Annotated in this window: 21 protein-coding genes and 3 pseudogenes; 15 read left to right on the forward strand and 9 right to left on the reverse strand. The window is 72.2% G+C overall.

Annotated features, from left to right (window positions below):
* Positions 1-28: 28 nt before the first annotated feature.
* Together OG594_RS17955 and OG594_RS17960 are read left to right on the forward strand one after the other, a co-directional pair.
* The gene (locus OG594_RS17955; protein WP_266600067.1) at positions 29-1,219 is read left to right on the forward strand and encodes an acyl-CoA dehydrogenase family protein; all 1,191 of its coding nucleotides are present in this window, start codon (positions 29-31) and stop codon (positions 1,217-1,219) included.
* Between the two features lie 297 nt (positions 1,220-1,516).
* The gene (locus OG594_RS17960; protein ID WP_266600069.1) at positions 1,517-2,989 is read left to right on the forward strand and encodes a sialidase family protein; all 1,473 of its coding nucleotides are present in this window, start codon (positions 1,517-1,519) and stop codon (positions 2,987-2,989) included.
* A gap of 76 nt (positions 2,990-3,065) precedes the next feature.
* Here OG594_RS17960 and OG594_RS17965 read toward each other — a convergent pair.
* The 4 genes and pseudogenes from OG594_RS17965 to OG594_RS17980 form a co-directional block, all read right to left on the reverse strand.
* Positions 3,066-3,465: pseudogene (locus tag OG594_RS17965) on the reverse strand (undecaprenyl-diphosphate phosphatase).
* Positions 3,466-3,554: 89 nt separating this feature from the next.
* A complete protein-coding gene (locus OG594_RS17970) occupies positions 3,555-3,734 on the reverse strand; it encodes a hypothetical protein (protein ID WP_266600071.1) in 180 nt (59 codons plus the stop codon).
* Between the two features lie 84 nt (positions 3,735-3,818).
* Positions 3,819-4,388 (reverse strand): TetR family transcriptional regulator, encoded by a 570-nt coding sequence (locus OG594_RS17975; RefSeq protein WP_266600072.1) that lies wholly within the window; start codon positions 4,386-4,388, stop codon positions 3,819-3,821.
* Positions 4,389-4,516: 128 nt separating this feature from the next.
* Positions 4,517-5,185, reverse strand: a complete 669-nt coding sequence (locus OG594_RS17980) for a DedA family protein (RefSeq protein WP_266600074.1) — start codon at positions 5,183-5,185, stop codon at positions 4,517-4,519.
* Positions 5,186-5,296: 111 nt separating this feature from the next.
* Here OG594_RS17980 and OG594_RS17985 point away from each other — a divergent pair.
* The 4 genes and pseudogenes from OG594_RS17985 to OG594_RS18000 all read left to right on the forward strand — a co-directional run bounded on the left by OG594_RS17985 (position 5,297) and on the right by OG594_RS18000 (position 8,165).
* Positions 5,297-5,624 (forward strand): annotated as a pseudogene (locus OG594_RS17985) (BlaI/MecI/CopY family transcriptional regulator).
* 571 nt (positions 5,625-6,195) lie between these two features.
* Positions 6,196-6,576 carry a BlaI/MecI/CopY family transcriptional regulator gene (locus OG594_RS17990; RefSeq protein WP_266600076.1) on the forward strand — a complete coding sequence of 127 codons (381 nt, stop codon included), beginning with the start codon at positions 6,196-6,198 and terminating at the stop codon, positions 6,574-6,576.
* Positions 6,573-7,532, forward strand: a complete 960-nt coding sequence (locus OG594_RS17995) for a M56 family metallopeptidase (RefSeq protein ID WP_266600078.1) — start codon at positions 6,573-6,575, stop codon at positions 7,530-7,532. Before OG594_RS17990 ends, OG594_RS17995 begins: the two co-directional genes overlap by 4 nt.
* 246 nt (positions 7,533-7,778) lie before the next feature.
* Entirely contained in the window at positions 7,779-8,165 is a 387-nt protein-coding gene (locus OG594_RS18000; RefSeq protein WP_266600080.1) for a MarR family winged helix-turn-helix transcriptional regulator, read from the forward strand.
* A 14-nt stretch (positions 8,166-8,179) separates the two neighbouring features.
* On the opposite strand, the gene OG594_RS18005 is transcribed toward OG594_RS18000, so the two are convergent.
* Complete coding sequence (locus tag OG594_RS18005) at positions 8,180-8,401, reverse strand: hypothetical protein (protein ID WP_266600082.1); 222 nt, start codon at positions 8,399-8,401, stop codon at positions 8,180-8,182.
* Between OG594_RS18005 and OG594_RS18010 the strand changes: the two are divergent.
* Positions 8,341-8,724, forward strand: a pseudogene (locus tag OG594_RS18010) (MATE family efflux transporter); the annotation flags it as partial. The gene OG594_RS18005 and the pseudogene OG594_RS18010 sit on opposite strands and share 61 nt — an antisense overlap.
* Before the next feature lie 27 nt (positions 8,725-8,751).
* On the opposite strand, the gene OG594_RS18015 reads toward OG594_RS18010, so the two are convergent.
* The 4 genes from OG594_RS18015 to OG594_RS18030 all read right to left on the reverse strand — a co-directional run bounded on the left by OG594_RS18015 (position 8,752) and on the right by OG594_RS18030 (position 12,061).
* A complete protein-coding gene (locus tag OG594_RS18015; RefSeq protein WP_266600084.1) occupies positions 8,752-9,411 on the reverse strand; it encodes an MSMEG_1061 family FMN-dependent PPOX-type flavoprotein in 660 nt (219 codons plus the stop codon).
* 77 nt (positions 9,412-9,488) lie between these two features.
* Positions 9,489-10,436: an ornithine cyclodeaminase family protein gene (locus OG594_RS18020; RefSeq protein ID WP_266600086.1), complete on the reverse strand. Its 948-nt coding sequence runs from the start codon at positions 10,434-10,436 to the stop codon at positions 9,489-9,491.
* 59 nt (positions 10,437-10,495) lie between these two features.
* Complete coding sequence (locus OG594_RS18025; protein WP_266600088.1) at positions 10,496-11,158, reverse strand: CBS domain-containing protein; 663 nt, start codon at positions 11,156-11,158, stop codon at positions 10,496-10,498.
* Between the two features lie 96 nt (positions 11,159-11,254).
* Complete coding sequence (locus OG594_RS18030) at positions 11,255-12,061, reverse strand: MBL fold metallo-hydrolase (RefSeq protein WP_266600090.1); 807 nt, start codon at positions 12,059-12,061, stop codon at positions 11,255-11,257.
* A 205-nt stretch (positions 12,062-12,266) separates the two neighbouring features.
* On the opposite strand from OG594_RS18030, the gene OG594_RS18035 reads away from it, so the two are divergent.
* From OG594_RS18035 to OG594_RS18070, 8 genes are all read left to right on the forward strand, one after another.
* The gene (locus tag OG594_RS18035) at positions 12,267-13,343 is read left to right on the forward strand and encodes a zinc-dependent alcohol dehydrogenase family protein (protein WP_266600092.1); all 1,077 of its coding nucleotides are present in this window, start codon (positions 12,267-12,269) and stop codon (positions 13,341-13,343) included.
* Entirely contained in the window at positions 13,340-14,044 is a 705-nt protein-coding gene (locus OG594_RS18040; protein WP_266600094.1) for a pyridoxamine 5'-phosphate oxidase family protein, read from the forward strand. Before OG594_RS18035 ends, OG594_RS18040 begins: the two co-directional genes overlap by 4 nt.
* Positions 14,041-14,802, forward strand: coding sequence for an HAD family phosphatase (locus OG594_RS18045; RefSeq protein ID WP_266600096.1), 762 nt, complete (start codon positions 14,041-14,043; stop codon positions 14,800-14,802). The genes OG594_RS18040 and OG594_RS18045 overlap by 4 nt, the downstream gene beginning before the upstream one ends.
* The gene (locus tag OG594_RS18050) at positions 14,799-17,198 is read left to right on the forward strand and encodes a glycoside hydrolase family 65 protein (protein ID WP_266600098.1); all 2,400 of its coding nucleotides are present in this window, start codon (positions 14,799-14,801) and stop codon (positions 17,196-17,198) included. Before OG594_RS18045 ends, OG594_RS18050 begins: the two co-directional genes overlap by 4 nt.
* Positions 17,199-17,341: 143 nt before the next feature.
* Positions 17,342-17,842 (forward strand): flavodoxin domain-containing protein, encoded by a 501-nt coding sequence (locus OG594_RS18055; RefSeq protein ID WP_266600100.1) that lies wholly within the window; start codon positions 17,342-17,344, stop codon positions 17,840-17,842.
* 124 nt (positions 17,843-17,966) lie between these two features.
* The gene (locus OG594_RS18060) at positions 17,967-18,494 is read left to right on the forward strand and encodes a hypothetical protein (RefSeq protein WP_266600102.1); all 528 of its coding nucleotides are present in this window, start codon (positions 17,967-17,969) and stop codon (positions 18,492-18,494) included.
* A gap of 41 nt (positions 18,495-18,535) precedes the next feature.
* Positions 18,536-19,453, forward strand: a complete 918-nt coding sequence (locus OG594_RS18065) for an ABC transporter ATP-binding protein (RefSeq protein WP_266600108.1) — start codon at positions 18,536-18,538, stop codon at positions 19,451-19,453.
* Positions 19,450-20,271 carry an ABC transporter permease subunit gene (locus OG594_RS18070; protein ID WP_266600110.1) on the forward strand — a complete coding sequence of 274 codons (822 nt, stop codon included), beginning with the start codon at positions 19,450-19,452 and terminating at the stop codon, positions 20,269-20,271. The genes OG594_RS18065 and OG594_RS18070 overlap by 4 nt, the downstream gene beginning before the upstream one ends.
* The last annotated feature ends 23 nt before the right edge of the window (positions 20,272-20,294 follow it).

The following is a 20,294-nucleotide window of genomic DNA, read 5'->3' on the forward strand; positions in this document are numbered from 1 at the left end:
GCCGGACCGCGAGACCCCGGAGGGGCCCGTGCACCTCGAATACACGCCTGAGCAGCAGCAGTTGCGCACCGAACTGCGCGCCTACTTCGCCGAGCTCGTGCCGCAGGACGTCTACGCCCGCTACGAGGACCCAGCCGCCCAGAAGCGCTTCTACCGGGACACCATCCGCCGACTCGGGGCCGACGGATGGCTGGGGGTCGGCTGGCCCAAGGAGTACGGCGGCCGCGGGATGACCTCGATGGACCAGTTCATCTTCTTCGACGAGGCCGCGCAGGCCGTCGTACCGCTGCCCCTGATGGCGCTCAACACGGTCGGGCCGACCATGATGCAGTTCGGCACCGACGAGCAGAAGGCGTACTTCCTGCCGAAGATCCTCGCCGGGGAGATCGACTTCGCCATCGGCTACAGCGAGCCCGACGCCGGCACCGACCTCGCCGCGCTCAAGTGCAGGGCCGTGCGCGAGGGGGACGAGGAGACCGGAACCTACGTCGTCAACGGACAGAAGATCTGGACCACCAACGGAGACACCGCCGACTGGGTCTGGCTCGCCGTGCGCACCGACCCGGACGCCCCCGCCCACAAGGGCATCACCATGCTCCTGGTCCCGACCTCGGACCCCGGCTACTCCTGCACGCTCATCAACACCCTCGCCTCGCACGACACCGCCGCCAGCTACTACGAGAACATCCGGGTCCCGGCGAGCCGTCGCGTCGGCCAGGAGAACAAGGGCTGGCGCCTGATCACCAGCCAGCTCAACCACGAACGCGTCACCCTCGCCGCGCACGGGACGATGGCCATCCGGGCGCTCCACGACGTCCAGCGCTGGGCCGCCGCGACGAAACTCGCCGACGGCCGCCGGGTCATCGACCTCTCCTGGGTCCGCGGCCGCCTCGCGCGCACCCACGCCCGGCTCGACGCGATGAAGCTGCTCAACTGGCAGATGGTGGGCGCGGTCCAGGCCGGCACACTCACCCCGCAGGACGCCTCCGCGGTCAAGGTGTACGGATCGGAGGCCCGCCGGGACGCGTACGCCTGGCTGATGGAGATCGTCGGCGCGGCCGGCTCCCTCAAGGACGGCTCGGCGGGCGCGGTCCTGCACGGCGAGCTCGAACGCGGCTACCGCAGCGCCGTGATCTTCACCTTCGGCGGGGGCAACAACGAGATCCAGCGCGAGATCATCTCCTGGATCGGCCTCGGCATGCCGCGCGTGCGCCGCTAGCGATGCGTGACGAGGACTTCTCGCCGGGACAGAAGAGGGACTCGCAAGGTCGGCCTGTCCGGAGGCGGTACCGGAGGCACGGGTTCCGTGGAACGAGGTGAGGACCCTTCCCGCTGGCGCGGGCGGTGATACCTGGGGACGACTCCGTCGTTCGGCCCATCAAGGGCACCGGCTGCAACGCCGAAATGGACCAAGCGGAGTCGCACCACCCTCGCGTTCCGGTACGCCTCCGCGCCCCGGGCCGCCCCGATGACGGCGGTCCCGTGCCCCAGCCGACAGGCCCGGAGGAGATCCCGCATGCGCGTCTTCCTGCCCCTCACCGCCGTCACCACCGCCGCGCTCCTGCTCGTCACGGTCACCGGAGCGACTCCCGCCGCAGCGGACCGGAACCCCGACGGCACGCCACTGGTCCAGGTGTCCCAGGGCGACCCGTACGCGAAATGCACCATCGGAGCAAGGTCCCCCGAGAGCATCGTCTACCCGGCCACCGAGGTCGAGCCGTACCTGTCCGTCGATCCGCGCGACTCCAAGCGCGTGGTCACCGTGTTCCAGCAGGACCGCTGGAGCGACGGCGGCGCCCGTGGCCTGGCGGCCAGCTGGACCACGGACGGCCACACCTTCCACCTGAGCACGCTGCCGTTCAGCCTCTGCGCCCCCGGCGGAGCGGACTTCGAGCGGGCCACCGACCCCTGGGTGAGCACCGGACCGGACGGCACCGTCTACGCGAGCGGCGAGGGCGTCGACTTCGTCAAGAGCACGCGTACCGGCCTCCTGGCAGCCACCTCCCGCGACGGCGGCCGCACGTGGCAGAACCTCACCACCACGCACGTCGACGAGCAGCCGTTCTTCAACGACAAGCCCTCGCTCACCGCCGACCCGATCCGCGAGGGCACCGCCTACCAGGTCTGGAACCGCCTCGACAACGACCCGCCCGGCCCCAGCTCGCTCGACGGTCCGGGCTACATCTCCGTCACCCGCGACGGCGGCCGCACGTGGAGCGGGGCCCGGCCCTTCGTCGACACCGGCACCGTGCCCAACACCCAGACCATCGGCCACCAGATCGTCGTCGACCGGCACACCGGCACCCTGTACGACTTCTTCGACCGGATCACCTACTCCGAGGACCTGAGCACCGTCGTCGAGGCCCGCTACGAAGTGGTCACCTCGACCGACGCCGGCGAGACCTGGAGCGCCCCGGTCACCGTGGCCAAGGACACCTCCGTACCGGAGGTCGACCCGAACGACCCCACCAAGCTGCTGCGCGCCGGGTCCACCCTGCCCAGCCCGGCCGTCGACCCGAAGACGGGCACGCTCTACATGGCGTACGAGGGCTCGGACTTCTCCGGCGGCCGGTTCGACTCCGTCCAGCTGGTGCGCTCCACCGACGGCGGACGCACCTGGGGAGCCCCGGAGCTGATCAGCCCGGAGGACGTGCCGGCCTTCTCCCCGTCGATCGCGGTCGACGAGCGGGGCACGGTCGCACTCACCTACTACGACCTGCGCTTCCTCGAGCCGGGCGACACCACCACCCTGCCCACCGCCTACCAGCTGGCCACCCTGCCGCACGGGGACCCGAAGCGCCGGACCGAGCGACGCATCTCGCGGATCTTCGACTGGCTGGAGGCGCCGTTCGCCGGGGGCTACTTCCTCGGCGACTACCAAGGCCTGGTGGCGGACGACAAGGGAGTGCGGGCGGTGCTCACCGAGACCCACTCCGGCGCACCACAGAACCGTACGGACGTGTACGCCGGCAGTTTCCGCACCAGCTGACCGACGTGGACGCCGACCGGAGCGCCAACCTCCTGGTCACACGATGCGTGACGACTCCCTCGGGCCCGCCTGGCGATCAGGCGTGCAGGACGCCGGTGCCCAGCAGCCCGAGGAGGAGTACGCCGATGACGATCCGTTGAAGGAATGCTTGGCGACGAACTTCAGGAGCCAGGCGATCGCTCCGGGTCGGACATGAGGCCCGGTGGACATGGTGGCGCCGGATCGGGAGAAGCAGGGGAAGCGCAGGGCGAGGATCTGGGAGGAGGCGACCAGCATGGCGTCCCTGAGGTCGGTGTCGTCCTCGCCGCGCTTGTGACGGCCCGTCCGGTCGGCCAGCCCGCGTCCCCAGGCGGAGAGGATGCGTACCTCAGGCCTTCGGTGATCTTGAGGTGGCCGGTGGGGGAGACCGGCAGGAACTCCGTCACCCCTTCCACGATGCCCAGGACCACGGCTTGTTCCCCACTGATCGCGCCCACGTGCCTTCACCTTTGTTCGATGCAGCCGTCCCGCATGCCGAGGAACACGCGGCTGACGCCCACGGCCGAGGCCCACAGCGCCGGCATCATCAGGAGCGGCCGCCAGGCCCGGCCCCGCACCACCGCTGACGCCTGACGGTCATGGCCCCGGCGAGCGTCGCCAGTACGTAGGCAGGCACTTCGCTTCCCGTCACGGTGATCGCCACGGCCCGTCCGACCGCCCGGCGCGGGCGGTGTTCCAGCACCCAGCGGTGCAGGACCTCGTCCACCCCGAATGGTGCGCCGTGCGCCGCGCGCGGACGCGACCAGCGCCGCCAGCAGCACGGCCTGCCGCCGACGGCTGCCGCTTCGGGTCAGGGAGGGGGGAGCGCGCCCCACAGGAGCAGCGACACCAGCTCTTCGGCCGGCACGGATTCCGCAGGGCCGGACGGAGCGTCGGACAAGACCATCGACTGGAACACCCGGGCGAGGTGCTCCGCGGGCATCCGGAGGAGCTCACGTTCCGGTTCGAACAGAGCCGTCAGCGCTTCTCGGAGCGACGCGAGCTCCTTCTGGTGTCGGGCTGGCCCGCCGGAGTTCTCCGTGGGCTCGGGGAGCCAGGGCCGGCTCGGGGGCACGGCATCAGCGAGCAGGAGCAGGCGGGTCGCGTAGCTGCGCAGGTGTACGGCGGCCGATGTCAGTCGGGTTTCCAGTGGCTGGGCCAGGTCTATCGCTGCGAGGGCCGCCACCGCTTCGTCCACCCTGAGGGCCGCGGCTGCGCAGGCTTCCAGCAGGGCGGTCTTGTCGGGGAACGCGGTGAAGACCGCGGCTGCCGGGACCCCGGCGGCCCGGGCGACCATCGACGTGGTGACCGAGGTGCCGTGCTTCACGACCAGGGGCAGCGCTGCGGCGACGATCACCGCGTGACCGGGGTGTTGGGGCATCTCCCGTCCAGAGGAGTCAGGGGCCGGGGTGGGTCGGCCGGAGGGCGGAGGCGCAGGGTTCGGGAGATCGCCGTCATCTGCGGAGGCCGTAGCGCCTGCGCGGCTGACCCGTCGCCAGGAGACCGGGCTCAATGCGCAGTTCCGTTCGGGGCGCGAGGCCCGCGGCGGCGGATCATTTCGACGGCCAGCGGAGTGAGGGAGACGAGGGCGACGACGGCGACGATCGGCAGGAGGTCGTGGTCCATCTCGGGTACGGAGGAGCCGAGGGCGTATCCGGCGAGGACGAGACCCACGGACCAGAGGAGTCCGCCCACGACCTGCCCGAGGGTGAAGACGCGGAGAGGAACGCCCAGGGCTCCGGCCAAAGGGTTGAGCGAGGTGCGCACCACCGGGACGAAGCGGGTCGGCGCGACGGCCTTGGCGTGTCCGTAGCGCTGGAGGAGTTCCTCGGCTCGCGCGGCTCCGTCGTGGAGTTTTCGACTGCGGCCACGCGCGAGCAGGGCGCGCCCGCCGTGTCGGCCGATCAGGTAGCCCACTTGCGCTACGAGGAGCGCGCCGATGGTGGCGAAGGCCAGTATCTGGGGCAGCGAGAGGTGGACGGGGCGGTTCCCGCCGGGCCCGCAGAGCAGGCCCGCGGTGCACAGGAGGGAGTCGCCGGGCAGGAAGAAGCCGATGCGGAGGCCGGTCTCGGCGAAGGGGACGACGGCGATGCCGAGCGCGCCGAATGCGGACAGCAGGGATCCGGCGTCGAGCAGGTTCACGGCCTGTGGCACTGCCACGTGGGCGGATGGGGCCATGGTGGGCGGCTCCCCTGATGTAAGTGGACCGGGGCGGTGACGACATCATTGACTACAGCCATGTAGACGGTCTACGTCACTGTAGGCGACCGTTGTGGTGAGGGGATTCCCATGAGGGATGCGCGTGCGGAACGGCAGCCCGTCGGTGGGCTGGGGGCGAGCGTCCAGGCGGCGCTCTGGGCGGCCGGACTCCGCTGACGCCGGGACAGGTTCAGGAGGCGCTCGGTTCTCCTGCGTCCGTACGACGGTGACGACGATCCTGTCCCGTCTGTACGAGAAGGGCGTGGTCACCCGCACCCGGTCCGGCCGGGGGTTCGCCTACCTGCCGACCGAGGACCGGGTGACCGTGCTGAGCCGCTTCGTCTCGCAGCTCAGCGACGAGGACGAGGCGCTGTTGCGGGCCCTGTTGGAGGACGGCGACGCCGGGGGCGTCGCGTGAGCCGGCTGGTGTCCTTGCCGCTCCTCGCCGGTCCGGTGTGCCGCGTGCTGGTCACGAGCCTCGCGTCGAGGCGGGCCGTCCGGCTGCTGGTCTGGTCGACCCGCCGGGTTTGCCGCAGGCAGCGTCGCGGTGCTGGCTCCGCTGGTTGTACCCGGGGCCATGCACCTGCGGCCGGTGGCAGTACTGGGCCACCGGCTCACGCCACTGGCCAGCTGCGGCAGGCGCGGGTGCTCGCTGCGGGCAGCCGGAGCGAGCTCGTGGTCCTGGAGGAGGAACAGCCCGACACCTACGCGCTCTGAGGAGCCGTCACCACCTTCTGCTGGCGACGGAGGAACTGGCCGACCACCGCCATCCGGGGCTGCGCGCCGGAGCGCACCGCGGACGCAGCCGCCGCGCAGCCGGTGGGCGACCGCCGCCTGACGGCTCGGGCCATCGGCCGGGCGGTGGGGGCGGCGCCCGTCGGCGTAGGGAGGCGGGGCGCAACTCGGGCCCCCGTAGAGTTAGATAAGGCAAACCTATTTTTTCGACGGACCGGGCGTACCGTCCGGGGCGGCAGCGGGGCGGTAGCAGGATGGTGGAGGACGGCGGCGACGCGAGGCGTCCGCACGGTGAACTCGTCGCGGACGTGCTGGCGGTCCTGTGGGCGGCGGAGCAGCCGTTGACGCCGCAGCAGATCAACGCCGCGCTCGACCGGGACCTGGCCAGGACGACGGTGACGACGATCCTCACCCGCCTCTACGAGAAGGGGACGGTCGTACGGACCCGCGAGGGCAGGGGCTTCGCCTACGCCGCGGCGGACGACGCCGCCGGGCTGGCGGCCGGGCGCATGCGCCGCGAGCTGGAGCGGGAGCCGCAACGCGACCTGGTATTGAAGCGGTTCGTCTCTTCCCTGTCCGGGGACGACGAGGAAGCGCTGAGGCGTCTGCTCCTGGAGTCCGGGGACGGCGAATGACCCTGGTCCTGGCCGTGGTCATGCTGACCATGGTGCTTCCCTGGGCTGCGGTGCCGGCCACCCGTCGGCTGGCCGTGCTCCTGCCGCCGAGAGAAGCGTGTGCTGCGCTGACCGGGGCCGCCCTTTTGCTGGCCGGAGGCACCGTCGCGGCGCTCATCGGCCTGTTCCACGTACCGTTCCTCGCCTCCCTGGAGCAGATTCCGCTGTCGCGGGCGGCTGCCGAATGGCCGGCCATCGTTCCGGTGGCGGCGGTCGCCGGTGCGGTGCTGGCCTTCCAGGCGGTGCTGCTCGTCCGCCGCTGGTACGAACGCCGCTCGACGCTCGCCCGAGCCTGGGCGTCCACCGGCGACGCCGTGCCTGATGGTGATCTCCTGGTCGTACCGGATTCCGAGCCGCAGGCGTTCGCGCTTCCGGGATGGCGGGGGCGCAACGGTCGGGTCGTGGTGACGACGGGCATGCTCAAAACCCTGGGCCCGGCGGAGCGCGAGGTGTTGCTCGGGCACGAGCGGGCTCACCTGACGGGCCGCCATCACTTGTGGTCCGTCACGGCCTACCTGGCCGCCGCGGTGCACCCCGCCCTGCGGCCCCTGCGCCCGGCGCTGGACTTCCACCTGGAGCGGTGGGCGGACGAGTCTGCGGCCTCGGCGGTGGGCGACCGGCGGCTGGCGGCGACCGCGATCGCGCGCGCGGCGCTGGCCGCCGCGTCCGCAGAGAAGGCGGGCAAGGGGCGTGGCCCCTTGCTGTCGGTGAGTACCGGGCCGGTCCCGCAGCGGGTCGAAGCCCTGCTGCAGCCGGTCCCGGTCAGGCCTTCGGCCCGTAGGACGCAGGCGGCCGTGGCCGGACTGGTGACGGCGGTGACGGTCTCCGCCCTGCTGGGTCTGGTGCTGGCGTGCGGACTCCACGAGTACGTGGAGTCCGCCGCTCGGGGCCTCCTGGCTGACCGGACCGCCGAGTGACGACGTCAATGTAGACCAATGGGCCCGGTGTAAGTAAGCTGCGCCTAGGTTTACTTCACCTGGCCCTCCGGGCCCGGCGCTCCGGGCGGTTCCGGAGCCGACGTTGTCCGCGTGTCCCGGGTCGGAGGTGACATCCCCCTCCCGGCGATTGGATGCGACGTGTACGACAGGGGGAGCGGGTCGTCGAGTCCCTCCGAGCAGACCGTGTATCTCCTGGCTGCGGCGGGCAGGGCCGCGGACGCGTTGATGACCGAGCGTTTGAGCGCGGGCGGGCTGAGCACTTTGCACCAGTCGGTTCTCAGGACGCTGGCCGAATGGGGGCCGCACGCCCGGCGCGATCTCGCCACGCAGATGGACCTGCCACCGGCGGACGTCTCGCGGGTGATCCGCGATCTCCTGGCGCAGGGCCTGGTACAGGACATGGTCGTCAACATCGGCGGGCGCCACGAGGTGGTGGCGCTCACCCCGACCGGTACGGCGGCTCTGACGACGACGCAGGACGACATGAAGTCGGTGCAGGACGTCCTGCTGGCGTCCCTCACGAAGGGCGAGCGCACCCAGCTGCACTACCTGCTCCGGCGGGTGTGCGCGACGGCCGCCCGGGCCGGCGCGGTGCACTCGGCTTCGTCCTAGGGGGCGCGCCATCGTCATGGACCGGCCGAGATACCGAGCGCCTTGGCGGCGCCGCCGGGGCGCAGCCGGCTGAGGACATCGCGACCGTAGGGGGCGGTGGCGGGCCGGTCGATGGCCTCGGGTGCCCGTCGGGGGCCGATCGGCGCGAGGAGCAGGAGCAGGAGCAGGAGCGGCAGTGCGGGGAGTACCCGGGCCAGGACCCGGGCACTCCGCGAAGAAGAACGAGGAGCTGGCAACGCTCCTCACACTGGACATCACCAAGGCCGACGCGGCCACCGTCAAGCGCCTCGTCGGAATCGGTATCCCGACCGCCGCGACCTACGGCTCCGAGGCCGGCTCCTTCTCCGTCACCGTCCTGATGGCGGGCTCCTTCGGCCCCGACGCGCTCCCCGCGCGCACGGCCGTCCACCAGCTGGTCTACCTCGTCTTCCAGATTGCCGTCGGCCTCTCCCGCGCCGCGTCCACCAACGTCAGCCGCGAACTCGCCCTCGGCAACCACGACGACGCCCGCCGCCTCAAGAACACCGCCCTGGCCTGCGCCGCCGCCGTCGTGGCCGCCGTCGGACTGCTCTACCGCGGTCGGCCGTTACTCGTACCGGTACTTCAGCGAGTCCGCCTCCGCCTGCTCGATGTCGGCGATCGTCAGCTCCGGCATCCGCAGCTGAGCCAACGTCACCTCGGCCGAGGTCGGCTGGGCGTCCGCAGGCAGCCACTGCTCCGGCTTCCAGGCCCCGCTGCGCAGCAGCGACTTGGGGCAGTGCGGGTAGACCTCCTCGATGCCCAGCACCAGCGCACTGGCCGGCGGCTTGCCCACGGCGGTCAGCTGCGCCAACAGCTCCGGCCGGGTGGAGACGCAGGCCCGGCCGTTCACCCTGAGCGTCGTGGTGCGCCCCGGGATGACGAACAGCAGCCCGGCCCGTCCGGTGGCGACGACGTTCCGCAGGGTGTCCAGACGCTTGTTGCCGGTCGCGTCCGGGATCGCCACCGTCCGTGAGTCCAAGACGGCGACGAACCCGGCGGGTCCGCCGCGCGGGGAGACGTCGCAGTTGCCCTCGGCGTCCGCGCTGGCGACCAGGACCAGTGAGGAGCATCCGATCAACCGCCGCGTCTGCTGGGTGAGTTCAGTCATCTGCTTGCGTACGGCCGTGTCCTTGGGCAGTTCGTAGATCCGGCGCAACGCGTCCTGGTCGGGCAGGGCGTCGAGGCGGAGCGAGTCGAAGGCGCTGCTGGCAGTGGATGGCGTCATGTCCCCTGACCCTAAGGGGTGGACCTGCGACCGATCGTGGTGTGGGTGCGCCGCCCGCACACAGCGGCGCCAGTGGGTCACGACAGGAGGTCGAGGGTTGCTCCCGTGCCCGCTGCATCGGCTTGCTGGAATGCCAGCCAGCTCAGGGCCAGGTCTTGCCAGGGCAGGCCGACCGGGGCATAGGCGGTGAGTTCCCGGCCGTGGGAGCGGGCGACGGCCTCACCGCGGAGGACCTCTCCGAGCGAGGCGGCGGCCGTGGAGGAGGGCAACCCGGCGTTGGCGAGGGCGCCGTGCGTTGCGACGAGCGTGGCGTCGTCGACGATCAGTCGGGCGGAGAGGAGGACTTCGGGGGCGACTTCCTGCTTCCCGGGTTCGTCGGCGCCGAGCGTGGTCAGGTGCTGTCCCGGCACCAAGTCCTCCAGGTACAGCAGGGGTTCACGCGACCAGGTGGCCAGTACCACCACGTCTGCCGCCGCGGCCACCTCCGTCGGCGTGGACGCGACGGTGCCATCGTGCTGCTGCGCGAAGGCAGCCGCCCGCCGCACATCGGTGTCATGGACGACGAGCCGGTCCCATGAGCGCAGCGTGCGCAGTCCACGGACGGTGAGTTCGGCCTGGGCTCCGGCGCCGATCACGCCGACCGTGCGGGCGCCGTCGTCGGCCGGTCGGGCGATCAGGTCGGTGGCCAGGGCCGCGGCGAGGCCGGTGCGCCAGGCCGTGATGGTCGCGGAGTCGAGCAGGGCCAGCAGTTCCCCGTCGGTGCCGCTGTGGAGGCAGATCACGCCCCGGAGGGCCGGGGTCGCGCCGGGGAACTTCGCGTTGACCTTGACGGTGTAGGCGGCCGTTCCGGGGAGCAGCCCGGGCAGCAGGGCGGTCGCGGTGCCCGGGAAGGGAAGGTCGGTGCGCACCCGCTGGCCGGGCAGGGCGCTTTGCACGGAGGCGGCGAACCCGTCGCGCAGTACCCGGATGCAGTCCGACGGGTTCAGCAGTTCCAACAGGTCCGTGCGGGTCAGGATCCGGGTCATGCGTGCCAGAATCTCACGTCGTTCCGCCGCGATCAGTGAACGCTCACGTCGTCGGGGTGTCAGGAACTGCCGGCTTCGGCCGGGTGGTTGAGCCGGCAGTGGACGTCCACGACGCCCTCGACGGAGCCCGTGAGGCGTTCGGCCAGGAGGATCAGGTCAGGCTCCTTCACCTCGCCGGTCAGGGTGGCGATCCCTTGGGCCACGGTGACCTTGACGGCTTCACGGGAGAGGGGGAAGAGGCGGTCCACGACGGTGCGGCGGATCTCGGTGGCGAGTTCCTCGTCGGTGCGGAGGAAGACCTTGAGGAGGTCGGCCCGGCTGACGATGCCGATGAGGGTGCCGTCGGCGTCGACGACGGGGAGGCGCTTGATGTGCCGGTCGGCCATGAGCCGTGCGGCCCGGGGCAAGGTGGCGTCGGGGCGGATCGTGACGGCCGGGGTGGTCATCAAGTTCTCGGCGCGGGTGGAACCGGCCTTGGCGGTGTCGCCGAGGCGGCGCATCTGCTCGATCAGGCCCGGGCCGTGCTCGTGGAACTCCTCCTTCGGCAGGAGGTCGGCCTCGGAGACCACGCCGACGACGCGGCCCTCGCCCTCGACGACGGGCAGGGCGGTCACCTTCCACCGCTCCATCGCGGCGGCGATGTCCTTGAAGCCGGTCGAGGGGGTGACGGCGATGACCTTCGCGGTCATGACGTCGGCGACGGTGTACGGGCTGGAGGTCATGGCAGGTCCTCGGCGTGTGTACGGGTGCAGGCGGGCGGGATGCCGCTGCCGTGAGGGGAAGAGGAAGGGGAAGGGGCGGGGGCGGGGGCGAACAGGTCAGCGGACCAGGACGGCCTCCCCGGACCTCGGGAAGACGGCCGTCCGGCCCAGCTCGTGGTCGATCCGGTCGCGCAGGGTCTCGGAGGCGCTCTCCTCGCCGTGGACCGCGCGGTGGTGGTCGTGGCGCCGGTTGCCGTACGTCGACGCCATCAGCAGGACGTCGGCGCCGGAGAAGGGCTCGGGCGGTAGGAGGAGCAGGTGTCCGGGGCGGCCGAGGTCGCCGCTCACGGCGAGGGCGGGGCCGTCCTCCAGGGTCAGGTGGGCCCAGGCGGAGCCGAGGATGTGACCGCCGTGGTGCAGCACCGGCTTCGTGCCGGCCGTGATCTCGACCTCACTGCCCACCGGTACCGGGTCGAAGAACGTCACCGTGTGGTCGACGTCGTCATCGTCGTAGAGCGGCTTGGCGGGCCGGTGCTTGGACCAGCGGTGCTGGTTGGCGTGCTCGGCGGCCTCCCGCTGCAGGCGGGCGCTGTCGCGGAGCACGATCTCGGCGAGACGGGCGGTGGTGGCACTGGTCAGGATCGGTCCCCGGAACCCGTGCCGGACCGGGCGCGGCACGTAGCCGCAGTGGTCCAGGTGGGCGTGGGTGACGACGACGGCGTGGACGTCCGAGGCATCGCGGGGAAGCCCGTCCCGGTTGCGGCGCCGCAGGTCCGCGACACCCTGGAAGAGTCCGCAGTCGACGAGGATCCGGGCGTGGTCGCTCTGGGCCAAGAACGTGCTGCCGGTGACCTTCCGCACGCCGCCGAGGAACCTGAGCAGGGCGGGGCGGGCGGAAGCGGGGGGCGTGGCTGATCGGGTCATGGCAGCAGCCCTCCTTTCGGGACGGACGCCGGTCTCCACCGTCGCACCGGACCGGACCGGCCCCTCGGGAGGGGTCCGACCGGTCCCCGGTAGGGGCCGACCGGCCCAAGCGGGACGCGGGCGCAGCGGCACAGCCTGGCGGTGACCCCTCCCGAAGGACACCCCGAAGCACACTCCGAAGAACACACAGAGAGAAGGCCGCGCCATGAAGGCTCTCGTCTTCCACGGGCCCGGGCAGACTTCCTGGCAGGACGTACCGGACCCGTCCGTCAAGGACGCCGCCGACGCGATCGTCCGGGTCGACGCCGTCACCATCTGCGGCACCGACCTGCACATCATCAAGGGCGACGTCCCCGACGTCACGCCCGGACGGATCCTGGGCCACGAGGCCGTCGGAACCGTCGTCGAGATCGGCGGCGACGTCCGCAGCGTCCGTCCCGGCGACCGCGTCCTGATCTCCTGCATCTCCGCCTGCGGCCGCTGCCGCTTCTGCCGGGAAGGGCACTACGGACAGTGCCGCGGAGGCGGCGGCTGGGTCCTGGGCCACACCATCGACGGCACCCAGGCCGAATACGTACGCGTCCCCTTCGCCGACCTCTCCGTCCACCCGCTGCCCAGCGCCCTGGCCGGCCACGACGCCGTACTGCTCGCCGACATCTTCCCGACCTCCTACGAGGTCGGCGTGCTCAACGGCAACGTGCGCCCGGGTGACACCGTCGTCGTGGTCGGTGCCGGACCCATCGGTCTGGCCGCCATCGCCACGGCACGGCTCTACAGTCCCGGGCGGACCATTGCCGTCGACCTCGCCGCCTCCCGACTCGCTGCCGCGCGCGACCTCGGCGCCGATGCGACCGCGAGCGCGGACGAGGAGCCCGAGCGGCTGGTGGAGGACCTCACCGACGGGCTCGGGGCGGACGTGGTCATCGAGGCCGTCGGCGTGCCCGAGGCGTTCGAGATGTGCACCCGCATGGTGCGCCCGGGCGGGCGGGTCGCCAACATCGGGGTCCACGGGAAGCCCGCCGTCCTCCACCTCGAAGACCTGTGGATCAAGGACGTCACCATCACCACCGGCCTCGTCGACACCCATTCCACCCCGATGCTGCTGCGCATGATGGCCGCCGGCCGCCTGCCCGGGGCCGGGATGGTCACCCACCGCTTCGAGCTGGACCAGATGGAAGAGGCGTACGACGTCTTCTCCCGCGCCGGTGAAACCGGCGCCCTCAAGGTCGTGCTCGGCGGACCGCAGCACGACACGGTCGCCGTGCCGCCGCAGGAGCCGTGAGTGCCGTGAGTGCCGTGAAGAACGTGCCGAGCACCCCACCGCAGGAAGCCGGCAGGACGGCGGGACGCACCGACCTGGGCCGCCGCCTGGCGGCCCGCCGCGAAGCCCTCGGTCTGAGCCGCGACGAACTGGGGCGTCGGTGCGGGGCCGACGGCCGGTACATCGCCTACCTCGAAGAGCACGCCGCCAGTCCGGCCATCGGCACGCTCCTGCGGATGGCCGACGCACTCGGCGTCACCGTCGACGACCTGACCGGCGCCGGCGCCGAGCGCGTCGCCGGTCGAGCGAGCGCCCACCGCGACAGTGTGCTCGTACCGCTGGACGAGACCGAATGCCGACGGCTGCTGAACACGCACGGCGTGGGCCGCATCGCGGTCTTCACCCCCGAAGGCCCGGCCGTCCTCCCCGTCAACTACCTCACCGCAGGGCCCGACATCGCCTTCCGCACCTCCGCGGAAGGCGTCACGGCCACAGCGGCACGTACCGAGGTCGCCTTCGAGATCGACAACATCGACGACGTGACCGCCACCGGCTGGAGCGTGCTGGCCGTGGGCGAACTGGCGGCCGTCACGGACCCGGACGAGATCCACCGCCTCAACACCGCGGCCCGCTCCCAGCCCTGGGCCGGCGGCCCGCGCAACCACTGGATGAAGCTCACCCCGGCTCGGATCACCGGCCGTCGCGTGGTGCACGACTCATGATCGACCTACGCGCGGTCGTCTTCGACACCGACGGAGTGCTCCTGGCCACGGCGGACCGCCACGCGGCCGCCTGGAAGGAGACCTTCGACGGCTGCCTCCCCGAGTGGCAGGCACCGCACGGCGGTGCACGACCGCGCCCGTTCGATGCCGTCCGCGAATACCGGGACCTGGTCGACGGCCGCTCCCGCCTCGACGGCGTACGCGCCTTCCTCACCGCCCGCCACGTCGACCTCCCGCCCGGAACGCCCGAGGACCCGCCCGGGTGCGCCACCGTCCACGCGGTCGCCGCCCGCAAGGAGGAGGTCTTCTCCGCGATGGTGCGGACCGAAGGAGTCCGTACCTTCGACGACGTGCGGCCCGTACTCCGGGCACTGCGGGAGAAGACGATCCGGTGCGCAGCCGTCTCGGCTTCCCGGCACGCCCGCGCCCTCCTGGAATCCGTAGGGCTCATCGGCTACTTCGACGCCCTGGTGGACGGCGAGGACGCGGCCGCGCTCGCCCTTCCGGGCAAACCCGACCCCGCGCTCTTCCTCGAAGCTGCCGGCCGGCTCGACGTCACCGCCGCACACACCGCCGTCGTGGAGGACGCGCTCGTAGGCGTCGATGCGGGGCGCCGGGGCCGCTTCGGGCTGGTGGTGGGGCTCGACCGCGGGGGCGACCCTCGCACGGGGGACGCCCTGCGCACGTACGGCGCCCAGCTCGTCCTGCCCGACCTCGGCGGACTGCCCGCCGCCCTCGAAGGGTCCCGCCGCCCGTGAACACGCCCTGGCGCTGGGAGTACCACCGCTACGACCCCAAGACCGAGCGGCTGGTCGAGTCGCTGTGCGCCCTGGGCAACGGCCGCTTCGCCACCCGTGGTTCAGCCCCCGAAAGCGTCGCCGACGGCGTCCACTACCCGGGCACCTACCTCGCCGGCTGCTACGACCGGCTCACCTCCACCATCGGCGGACGAACGGTCTCCAACGAGGACATGGTCCGGTTGCCGGACTGGACCGCCCTGCGGTACCGCTGCCTGCCCGAGGGCGCACCGCCCGGCGACTGGCTCACGCCCGACCACCCGGCCCTGCGCCACAGCCACGTATCGCTGGACCTGCGCGGCGGTACGCTCACCCGCCGGATGCTCTTCCACGACGCCGAGGGCCGCCGCCTGGGCGTCACGCACACCCGCCTCGTCCACATGGGCGACCCGAACCTGGCGGCGCAGCGCACGCTCTTCAGGGCGTACGGCTGGCGCGGCAGGATCGAGATCGAGTCCGTACTCGACGGCGACGTCACGAACGCGGGCGTCGAGCGCTACCGCGCCCTGGCCGGGCGGCACCTCGTCGAGCACCGGGCCGGGGTGGAGGCGCAGGGCACCGCCTGGCTGTCCTGCACCACCAGCACCTCACGGGTTCGGATCGGGCTCGCGGTCCGGACGACAGCACGTCCGCTGGCGCCGGTGGGTAGGGCCTGCACGGCAACCACCGCCACCCAGACGTTCGTCCTGCCGATCAGGCGGGCCGCCCCGGTCGTCGTCGTGAAGGCCGCTGCCCTGTGCAGCTCGCTCGACCGTCCCCCGGCCGATCCCGTGAGCCGGAGCATCGACCGCGCCGTACACGCACCGGACTTCGCCCACCTGCTGGCCTCCCACCGGGCGTCCTGGCAACGTCTCTGGAACGACGGGGAGTTGAAGGTACCCGGTGAGACCGGCCGGGTGCTGCGGCTGCATTCCTTCCACGTCCTCCAAACCCTCTCGCCGCACACCGTGGAGCTCGACGTCGGCGTCCCGGCCCGCGGCCTCCACGGCGAGGCGTACCGGGGGCACGTCTTCTGGGACGAGCTGTTCGTCCTGCCCCACCTCGCCCTCCACCTCCCCGACACCGCCCGCGCCCTGCTGATGTACCGGCACCGACGGCTCCCCGCGGCACGGGAGGCCGCCCGCCGAGCCGGGGTCAAGGGGGCGATGTTCCCCTGGCAGAGCGGCAGTTCCGGAGCCGAGGAGACGCAGCGGCTGCACCTCAACCCGCGCTCCGGCCGCTGGCTGCCCGACCACTCCCACCTCCAGCGCCACGTGGGATCGGCCATCGCCTGGAACGTGTGGCGGTACGGGCGGGCCACCGGTGACATCGGCTTCATGCACGGCCCCGGAGCCGAACTCCTCCTGCACGTAGCCCACTTCTGGGCCGACGCGGCGACCTGGGACATCGGCCTCGGCCGCTACCGGATCCGCGGAGTCGTCGGCCCGGACGAATACCACGACGCCTACCCGGACGCCGCCGCTCCCGGCATAGACGACAACGCCTACACCAACGTCACCGCCGCGTGGGTGCTCGCCCGCGCCCTCGAACTGTACGGGGAACTCCCGGCAGCCCGACGCGCCGAGCTCCTCGCGCACCTCGGCATCGGCCCCGACGACCTCCGCTCCTGGGAGGACGTCTCGTACCGCTTGTACGTGCCGTTCCACCAGGACGTGATCAGCCAGTTCCACGGCTACGGAGACCTCGCCGAGCTCGACTGGGACGGTTACCGCGCCCGCTACCACGACATCCGCCGCCTGGACCGCATCCTGGAAGCCGAGGGCGACACCCCCAACCGCTACCAGGCGTCCAAGCAGGCCGACACCCTCATGCTCGGCTACCTCTTCCGCCCCACCGAACTCGAATCCCTGTTCACCCGGCTCGGATACCGCCTCGACGACGACCTCTGGCGCAGGACGGTGGCCCACTACCTGCGGCGCACCTGCCACGGCTCCACGCTCAGCAGTCTCGTACACGGCTGGGTCCTCGCCCGGCAGCAGGGCCCGGAAGCCTGGCGCTACTGCCAGGAAGCCCTGCTCGGCGACATCACCGACGTCCAGGGCGGCACCACCGGCGAAGGGATCCACCTCGGCGCCATGGGCGGCACCCTCGACCTCGTCGAGCGCGGCATCGTCGGCCTCGAACCCCACGGCGACGGTCTGCACATCGACCCGGTGCCCCTCTCCGAGGTGCCAGGGTCCTCGTTCTCGATCTCCTACCTGGGGCACCGGGACGTCCGCATCCGGCTCCGGCCCGGCCGGCTCGGCATCAGCGTCCCCCCGTCGCTCCTGGGCCCGGTGCCGGTCGTCCTGCCCGGCGACCGGAAGGAAGGCGTTGCCGCGGGCCAGGAACGGTGGTTCCGGCTACCCAAGGGGTGACGCGGCCACCGCCGCGGTCGCGCGGGAGCCGCCGCGCGGAGGACCGAACGGCCCCCGGAGGGATCCGTCCGGCCCAAGCGGACCGGCAGCCGGCCGCGTGACAGTGGGACCAGGCCCCACCACGGAAACGAGGAGCACCCGCCATGAGCACCAAGCGAGTCCTGGTCGCCTACGGCACCCAGCACGGCGCCACCGCCGGCATCGCCGAACGGATCGGCGAGACCCTGCGCGAGGACGGTCTCGACGCCGTCGTGCTGCCCGCCGACGAGGTTCACGACGTTCGCACCTACGACGCCGTGGTCATCGGCGGCTCCCTCTACGCCGGCCACTGGAGCAGCAAGGCCAAGCACTGTGCCGAACGCAACGCCGACTCCCTGCGGCACCGGCCGGTGTGGATGTTCAGCAGCGGCCCGCTCGACCGGTCCGCCGAGGAGCACGACATTCCCCCGGTCGCCGCCGTCGCCCGGGAGATGCAGTTGGTCGGAGCGCGCGAGCACATGACCTTCGGCGGCAGCATCACGGCCCACACCCCGGGCTTCCTCGCCAGGGCACTGACCCGCCAGGGCAAGGGCGGAGACTTCCGCAACCCCGAGCGGATCCGGAAGTGGGCCCACCACATCAGCGCCGAGCTCGCCACCGCCTGAAGGGACGGGCCCGCGGCTCGGCGAGGACCGGCGAGGACCGGCACGGAGGCGCGCCATGCACCGACGGAAGAGAGGGACGAGGGGCAACCCCCTCAGGCGTGCGGCCGACCGCACCCGGACCCGTATGCACGCCGCCTTCGCACTGACCTGCCTGCTGGCGGTCATCGCCGGTCTCGCCCTCGGGCGGGCCGCTTGGACGGACGGCCACCGTGCCGCTGAGGACACCGCGCGCCACCGGCACACCGTGACGGCGACCACGGTCGGCGGGGCCACCCTGCGAGCCGGTGACCGGCCGAGCAGCCCGCCGCTCACCGTGGCCACCGCCACCTGGTCCTACCCCTCCCACCGCACGCACACGGAAGCCGTCCCCGTGCCGGCAGCGACCCGCAGCGGTGACACGGTCCGCGTGTGGGTCGACGACGACGGCAGGGCGGCCGCAGCGCCGCCCGACCGGGCCCACATCGCCCTGAACGCGGCGGCAGCCGGCGCCGGCGCGCTGGCCGGGACCGTGCTCGTCGGCGGCGCCCTCGTCGCCGTGCGCCTGCGCATCGTGGACGCGCACAGCGCACGGTCCTGGGAAACCGAATGGGCGGGCATCGAGCCCCTGTGGTCCGGCCGCCTGCGGCCCGGCCAGGGGGCCGGCGATGACTGAGACCGCGGGCGCGTCTCCCGCCGCAGGCCCAGACTGAAACCATGGGCGACGGGCCGGCGATCGAGCTGACCGGGCTGACCAAGAGGTACGGACCGGTGAGGGGAATCGACCGCCTCAGCCTCACGGTGGCACCGGGTGAGGTATTCGGCTTCCTCGGGCCGAACGGCGCGGGGAAGACGACCACGCTGCGCTGCCTCACCGGCCTGCTCCGGCCCAGCGGGGGACGGGTGCGGGTGCTCGGGCTGGACCCGATCGCCGACCATCGCCGGGTGACCCCGTACCTGGGCTACCTGCCGGGTGAACTGCGCCTGTACCCGGAACTCTCCGGATCGGAAACGCTCGATCTGCTGGCCGCGCTGCAAGGCGCTCCGGTGCCCCGTCGCAGCGAGCTGTGCGATCGGCTGGGGCTGACGCCCGCCGTCCTCGCCCGCCCCGTCGGAGGCTACTCGCGGGGCATGAAGCAGAAGCTCGGCCTGGTGCAAGCGATGCAGCACGATCCGCGCCTGGTGGTGCTCGACGAACCGACCGAGGGGCTCGACCCTTTGGTCCAGGAGACGTTCTTCGCCCTGCTGGGCGAGGCGGCCGCAGCTGGACGCACCGTCCTGCTCTCCAGCCACGTCCTGCCGGAGGTGCAGCGTACGTGCGGGCGCGTGGCGATCATCCGGGACGGACGACTGGTCACGGTCCAGAGCGTGGCCGGCCTGCGCGAGGCCCGTGCCCGACGGATCAGGCTGTCCTTCGCGGACGGGCAGGGGGCACGGCCACTGGGCGGCGCCGAGCGCTGGGCCCCGCACTGGCAGGGTGACCGGGTGGAGCTGCTCGTACCGCCGAGCGAGGTGGTGGGGGCCCTGCGCACCCTGCTCGGACTGGCGGTGGTCGACATCACGGTGGAGGAGGCCGGTCTGGACGAGGCCTTCATGGACCTGTACCGCGACGGTGACGGGCGGGAGGAGCCGTGAGAGAGCGGTGGCCCCTGCTGTGGCTCGCCCTGTACCGGCGGCGCCGGATGCTGGTCGCCCTGCTCGTCGGCATGGTCGTCTTCGAGGCGCTCATCGTGGTGGTCGCCAACGCGGTTCCTCCGGGGCAGCTCTTCTCCGCGGGCGGGAAGGGACCGCCGTCGGCCTACCGCGCGTTCAGCGGGTCCAGCGGTGACGTGTCGATCGCCAGTTACGCCGGACTGCTGGGCGCCGGCCTCACGCACCCGTTCTGGATCGCCATGCAGCTCACCGCGATCGGCTCGCTCGCCGCGGCCGCTGTGGCGGCGGACGTGGAATCCGGGACCGTGGAACTGGTGATGGTGCGGCCCGTCAGCCGGACCCGGCTGCTGGCCGAACGGACCGCCGCCCTGGTGCTCGCGGCGTTGGCCCTGAACGCGGCCGCGACCCTCACGGTGGCGGTGGGGGTGGCGCTGTCACCGGACATCCGCCGTGCGGTGCCGATCGGCGGGGTGTTCGCCGCCGGGATCATGGGCCTCGGCTTCGCCCTGTGCCTGATCGGGCCGGCGATGGCCGTATCGGCCGGGGGACGACGGCGGGCCCAGGTGATCGGCGCGACCATCGCGATCGGAGCCGTGGGATTCGCCGTCAACTTCATCGCGCTGGCATGGCGGCCGGCGGCCCCGCTCAGGTTCCTCAGCCCGTTCCACTACTACGCCCCGGGCGACGCCCTGGCCGGAGGCGGCGTGCTCTGGCCCCAGCTCGGGATCCTGGTCGGCGTGGGGACGCTGGGCGTCCTCCTAGCCGATCTGCTGCTCCGGCGCCGAGACCTCGCACCCTGAACGGAGCCGCAACGAAACGGAGC

The sequence above is a fragment of the Streptomyces sp. NBC_01214 genome (assembly GCF_026340975.1).
Taxonomy (GTDB): Bacteria; Actinomycetota; Actinomycetes; order Streptomycetales; family Streptomycetaceae; genus Streptomyces.

Bases quoted from the DNA above. Each gene is read 5' to 3' on its own strand.
- OG594_RS17990 (WP_266600076.1), top strand. From the start codon at position 6,196: ATGGTGGAGGACGGCGGCGACGCGAGGCGTCCGCACGGTGAACTCGTC.
- OG594_RS17975 (WP_266600072.1), bottom strand. From the start codon at position 4,388: ATGCCCCAACACCCCGGTCACGCGGTGATCGTCGCCGCAGCGCTGCCC.
- OG594_RS18015 (WP_266600084.1), bottom strand. From the start codon at position 9,411: ATGACGCCATCCACTGCCAGCAGCGCCTTCGACTCGCTCCGCCTCGAC.
- OG594_RS18045 (WP_266600096.1), top strand. From the start codon at position 14,041: ATGATCGACCTACGCGCGGTCGTCTTCGACACCGACGGAGTGCTCCTG.
- OG594_RS17995 (WP_266600078.1), top strand. From the start codon at position 6,573: ATGACCCTGGTCCTGGCCGTGGTCATGCTGACCATGGTGCTTCCCTGG.
- OG594_RS18035 (WP_266600092.1), top strand. From the start codon at position 12,267: ATGAAGGCTCTCGTCTTCCACGGGCCCGGGCAGACTTCCTGGCAGGAC.
- OG594_RS18030 (WP_266600090.1), bottom strand. From the start codon at position 12,061: ATGACCCGATCAGCCACGCCCCCCGCTTCCGCCCGCCCCGCCCTGCTC.
- OG594_RS18065 (WP_266600108.1), top strand. From the start codon at position 18,536: ATGGGCGACGGGCCGGCGATCGAGCTGACCGGGCTGACCAAGAGGTAC.
- OG594_RS18060 (WP_266600102.1), top strand. From the start codon at position 17,967: ATGCACGCCGCCTTCGCACTGACCTGCCTGCTGGCGGTCATCGCCGGT.
- OG594_RS18055 (WP_266600100.1), top strand. From the start codon at position 17,342: ATGAGCACCAAGCGAGTCCTGGTCGCCTACGGCACCCAGCACGGCGCC.
- OG594_RS18020 (WP_266600086.1), bottom strand. From the start codon at position 10,436: ATGACCCGGATCCTGACCCGCACGGACCTGTTGGAACTGCTGAACCCG.
- OG594_RS18025 (WP_266600088.1), bottom strand. From the start codon at position 11,158: ATGACCTCCAGCCCGTACACCGTCGCCGACGTCATGACCGCGAAGGTC.
- OG594_RS18000 (WP_266600080.1), top strand. From the start codon at position 7,779: ATGACCGAGCGTTTGAGCGCGGGCGGGCTGAGCACTTTGCACCAGTCG.
- OG594_RS17960 (WP_266600069.1), top strand. From the start codon at position 1,517: ATGCGCGTCTTCCTGCCCCTCACCGCCGTCACCACCGCCGCGCTCCTG.
- OG594_RS17980 (WP_266600074.1), bottom strand. From the start codon at position 5,185: ATGGCCCCATCCGCCCACGTGGCAGTGCCACAGGCCGTGAACCTGCTC.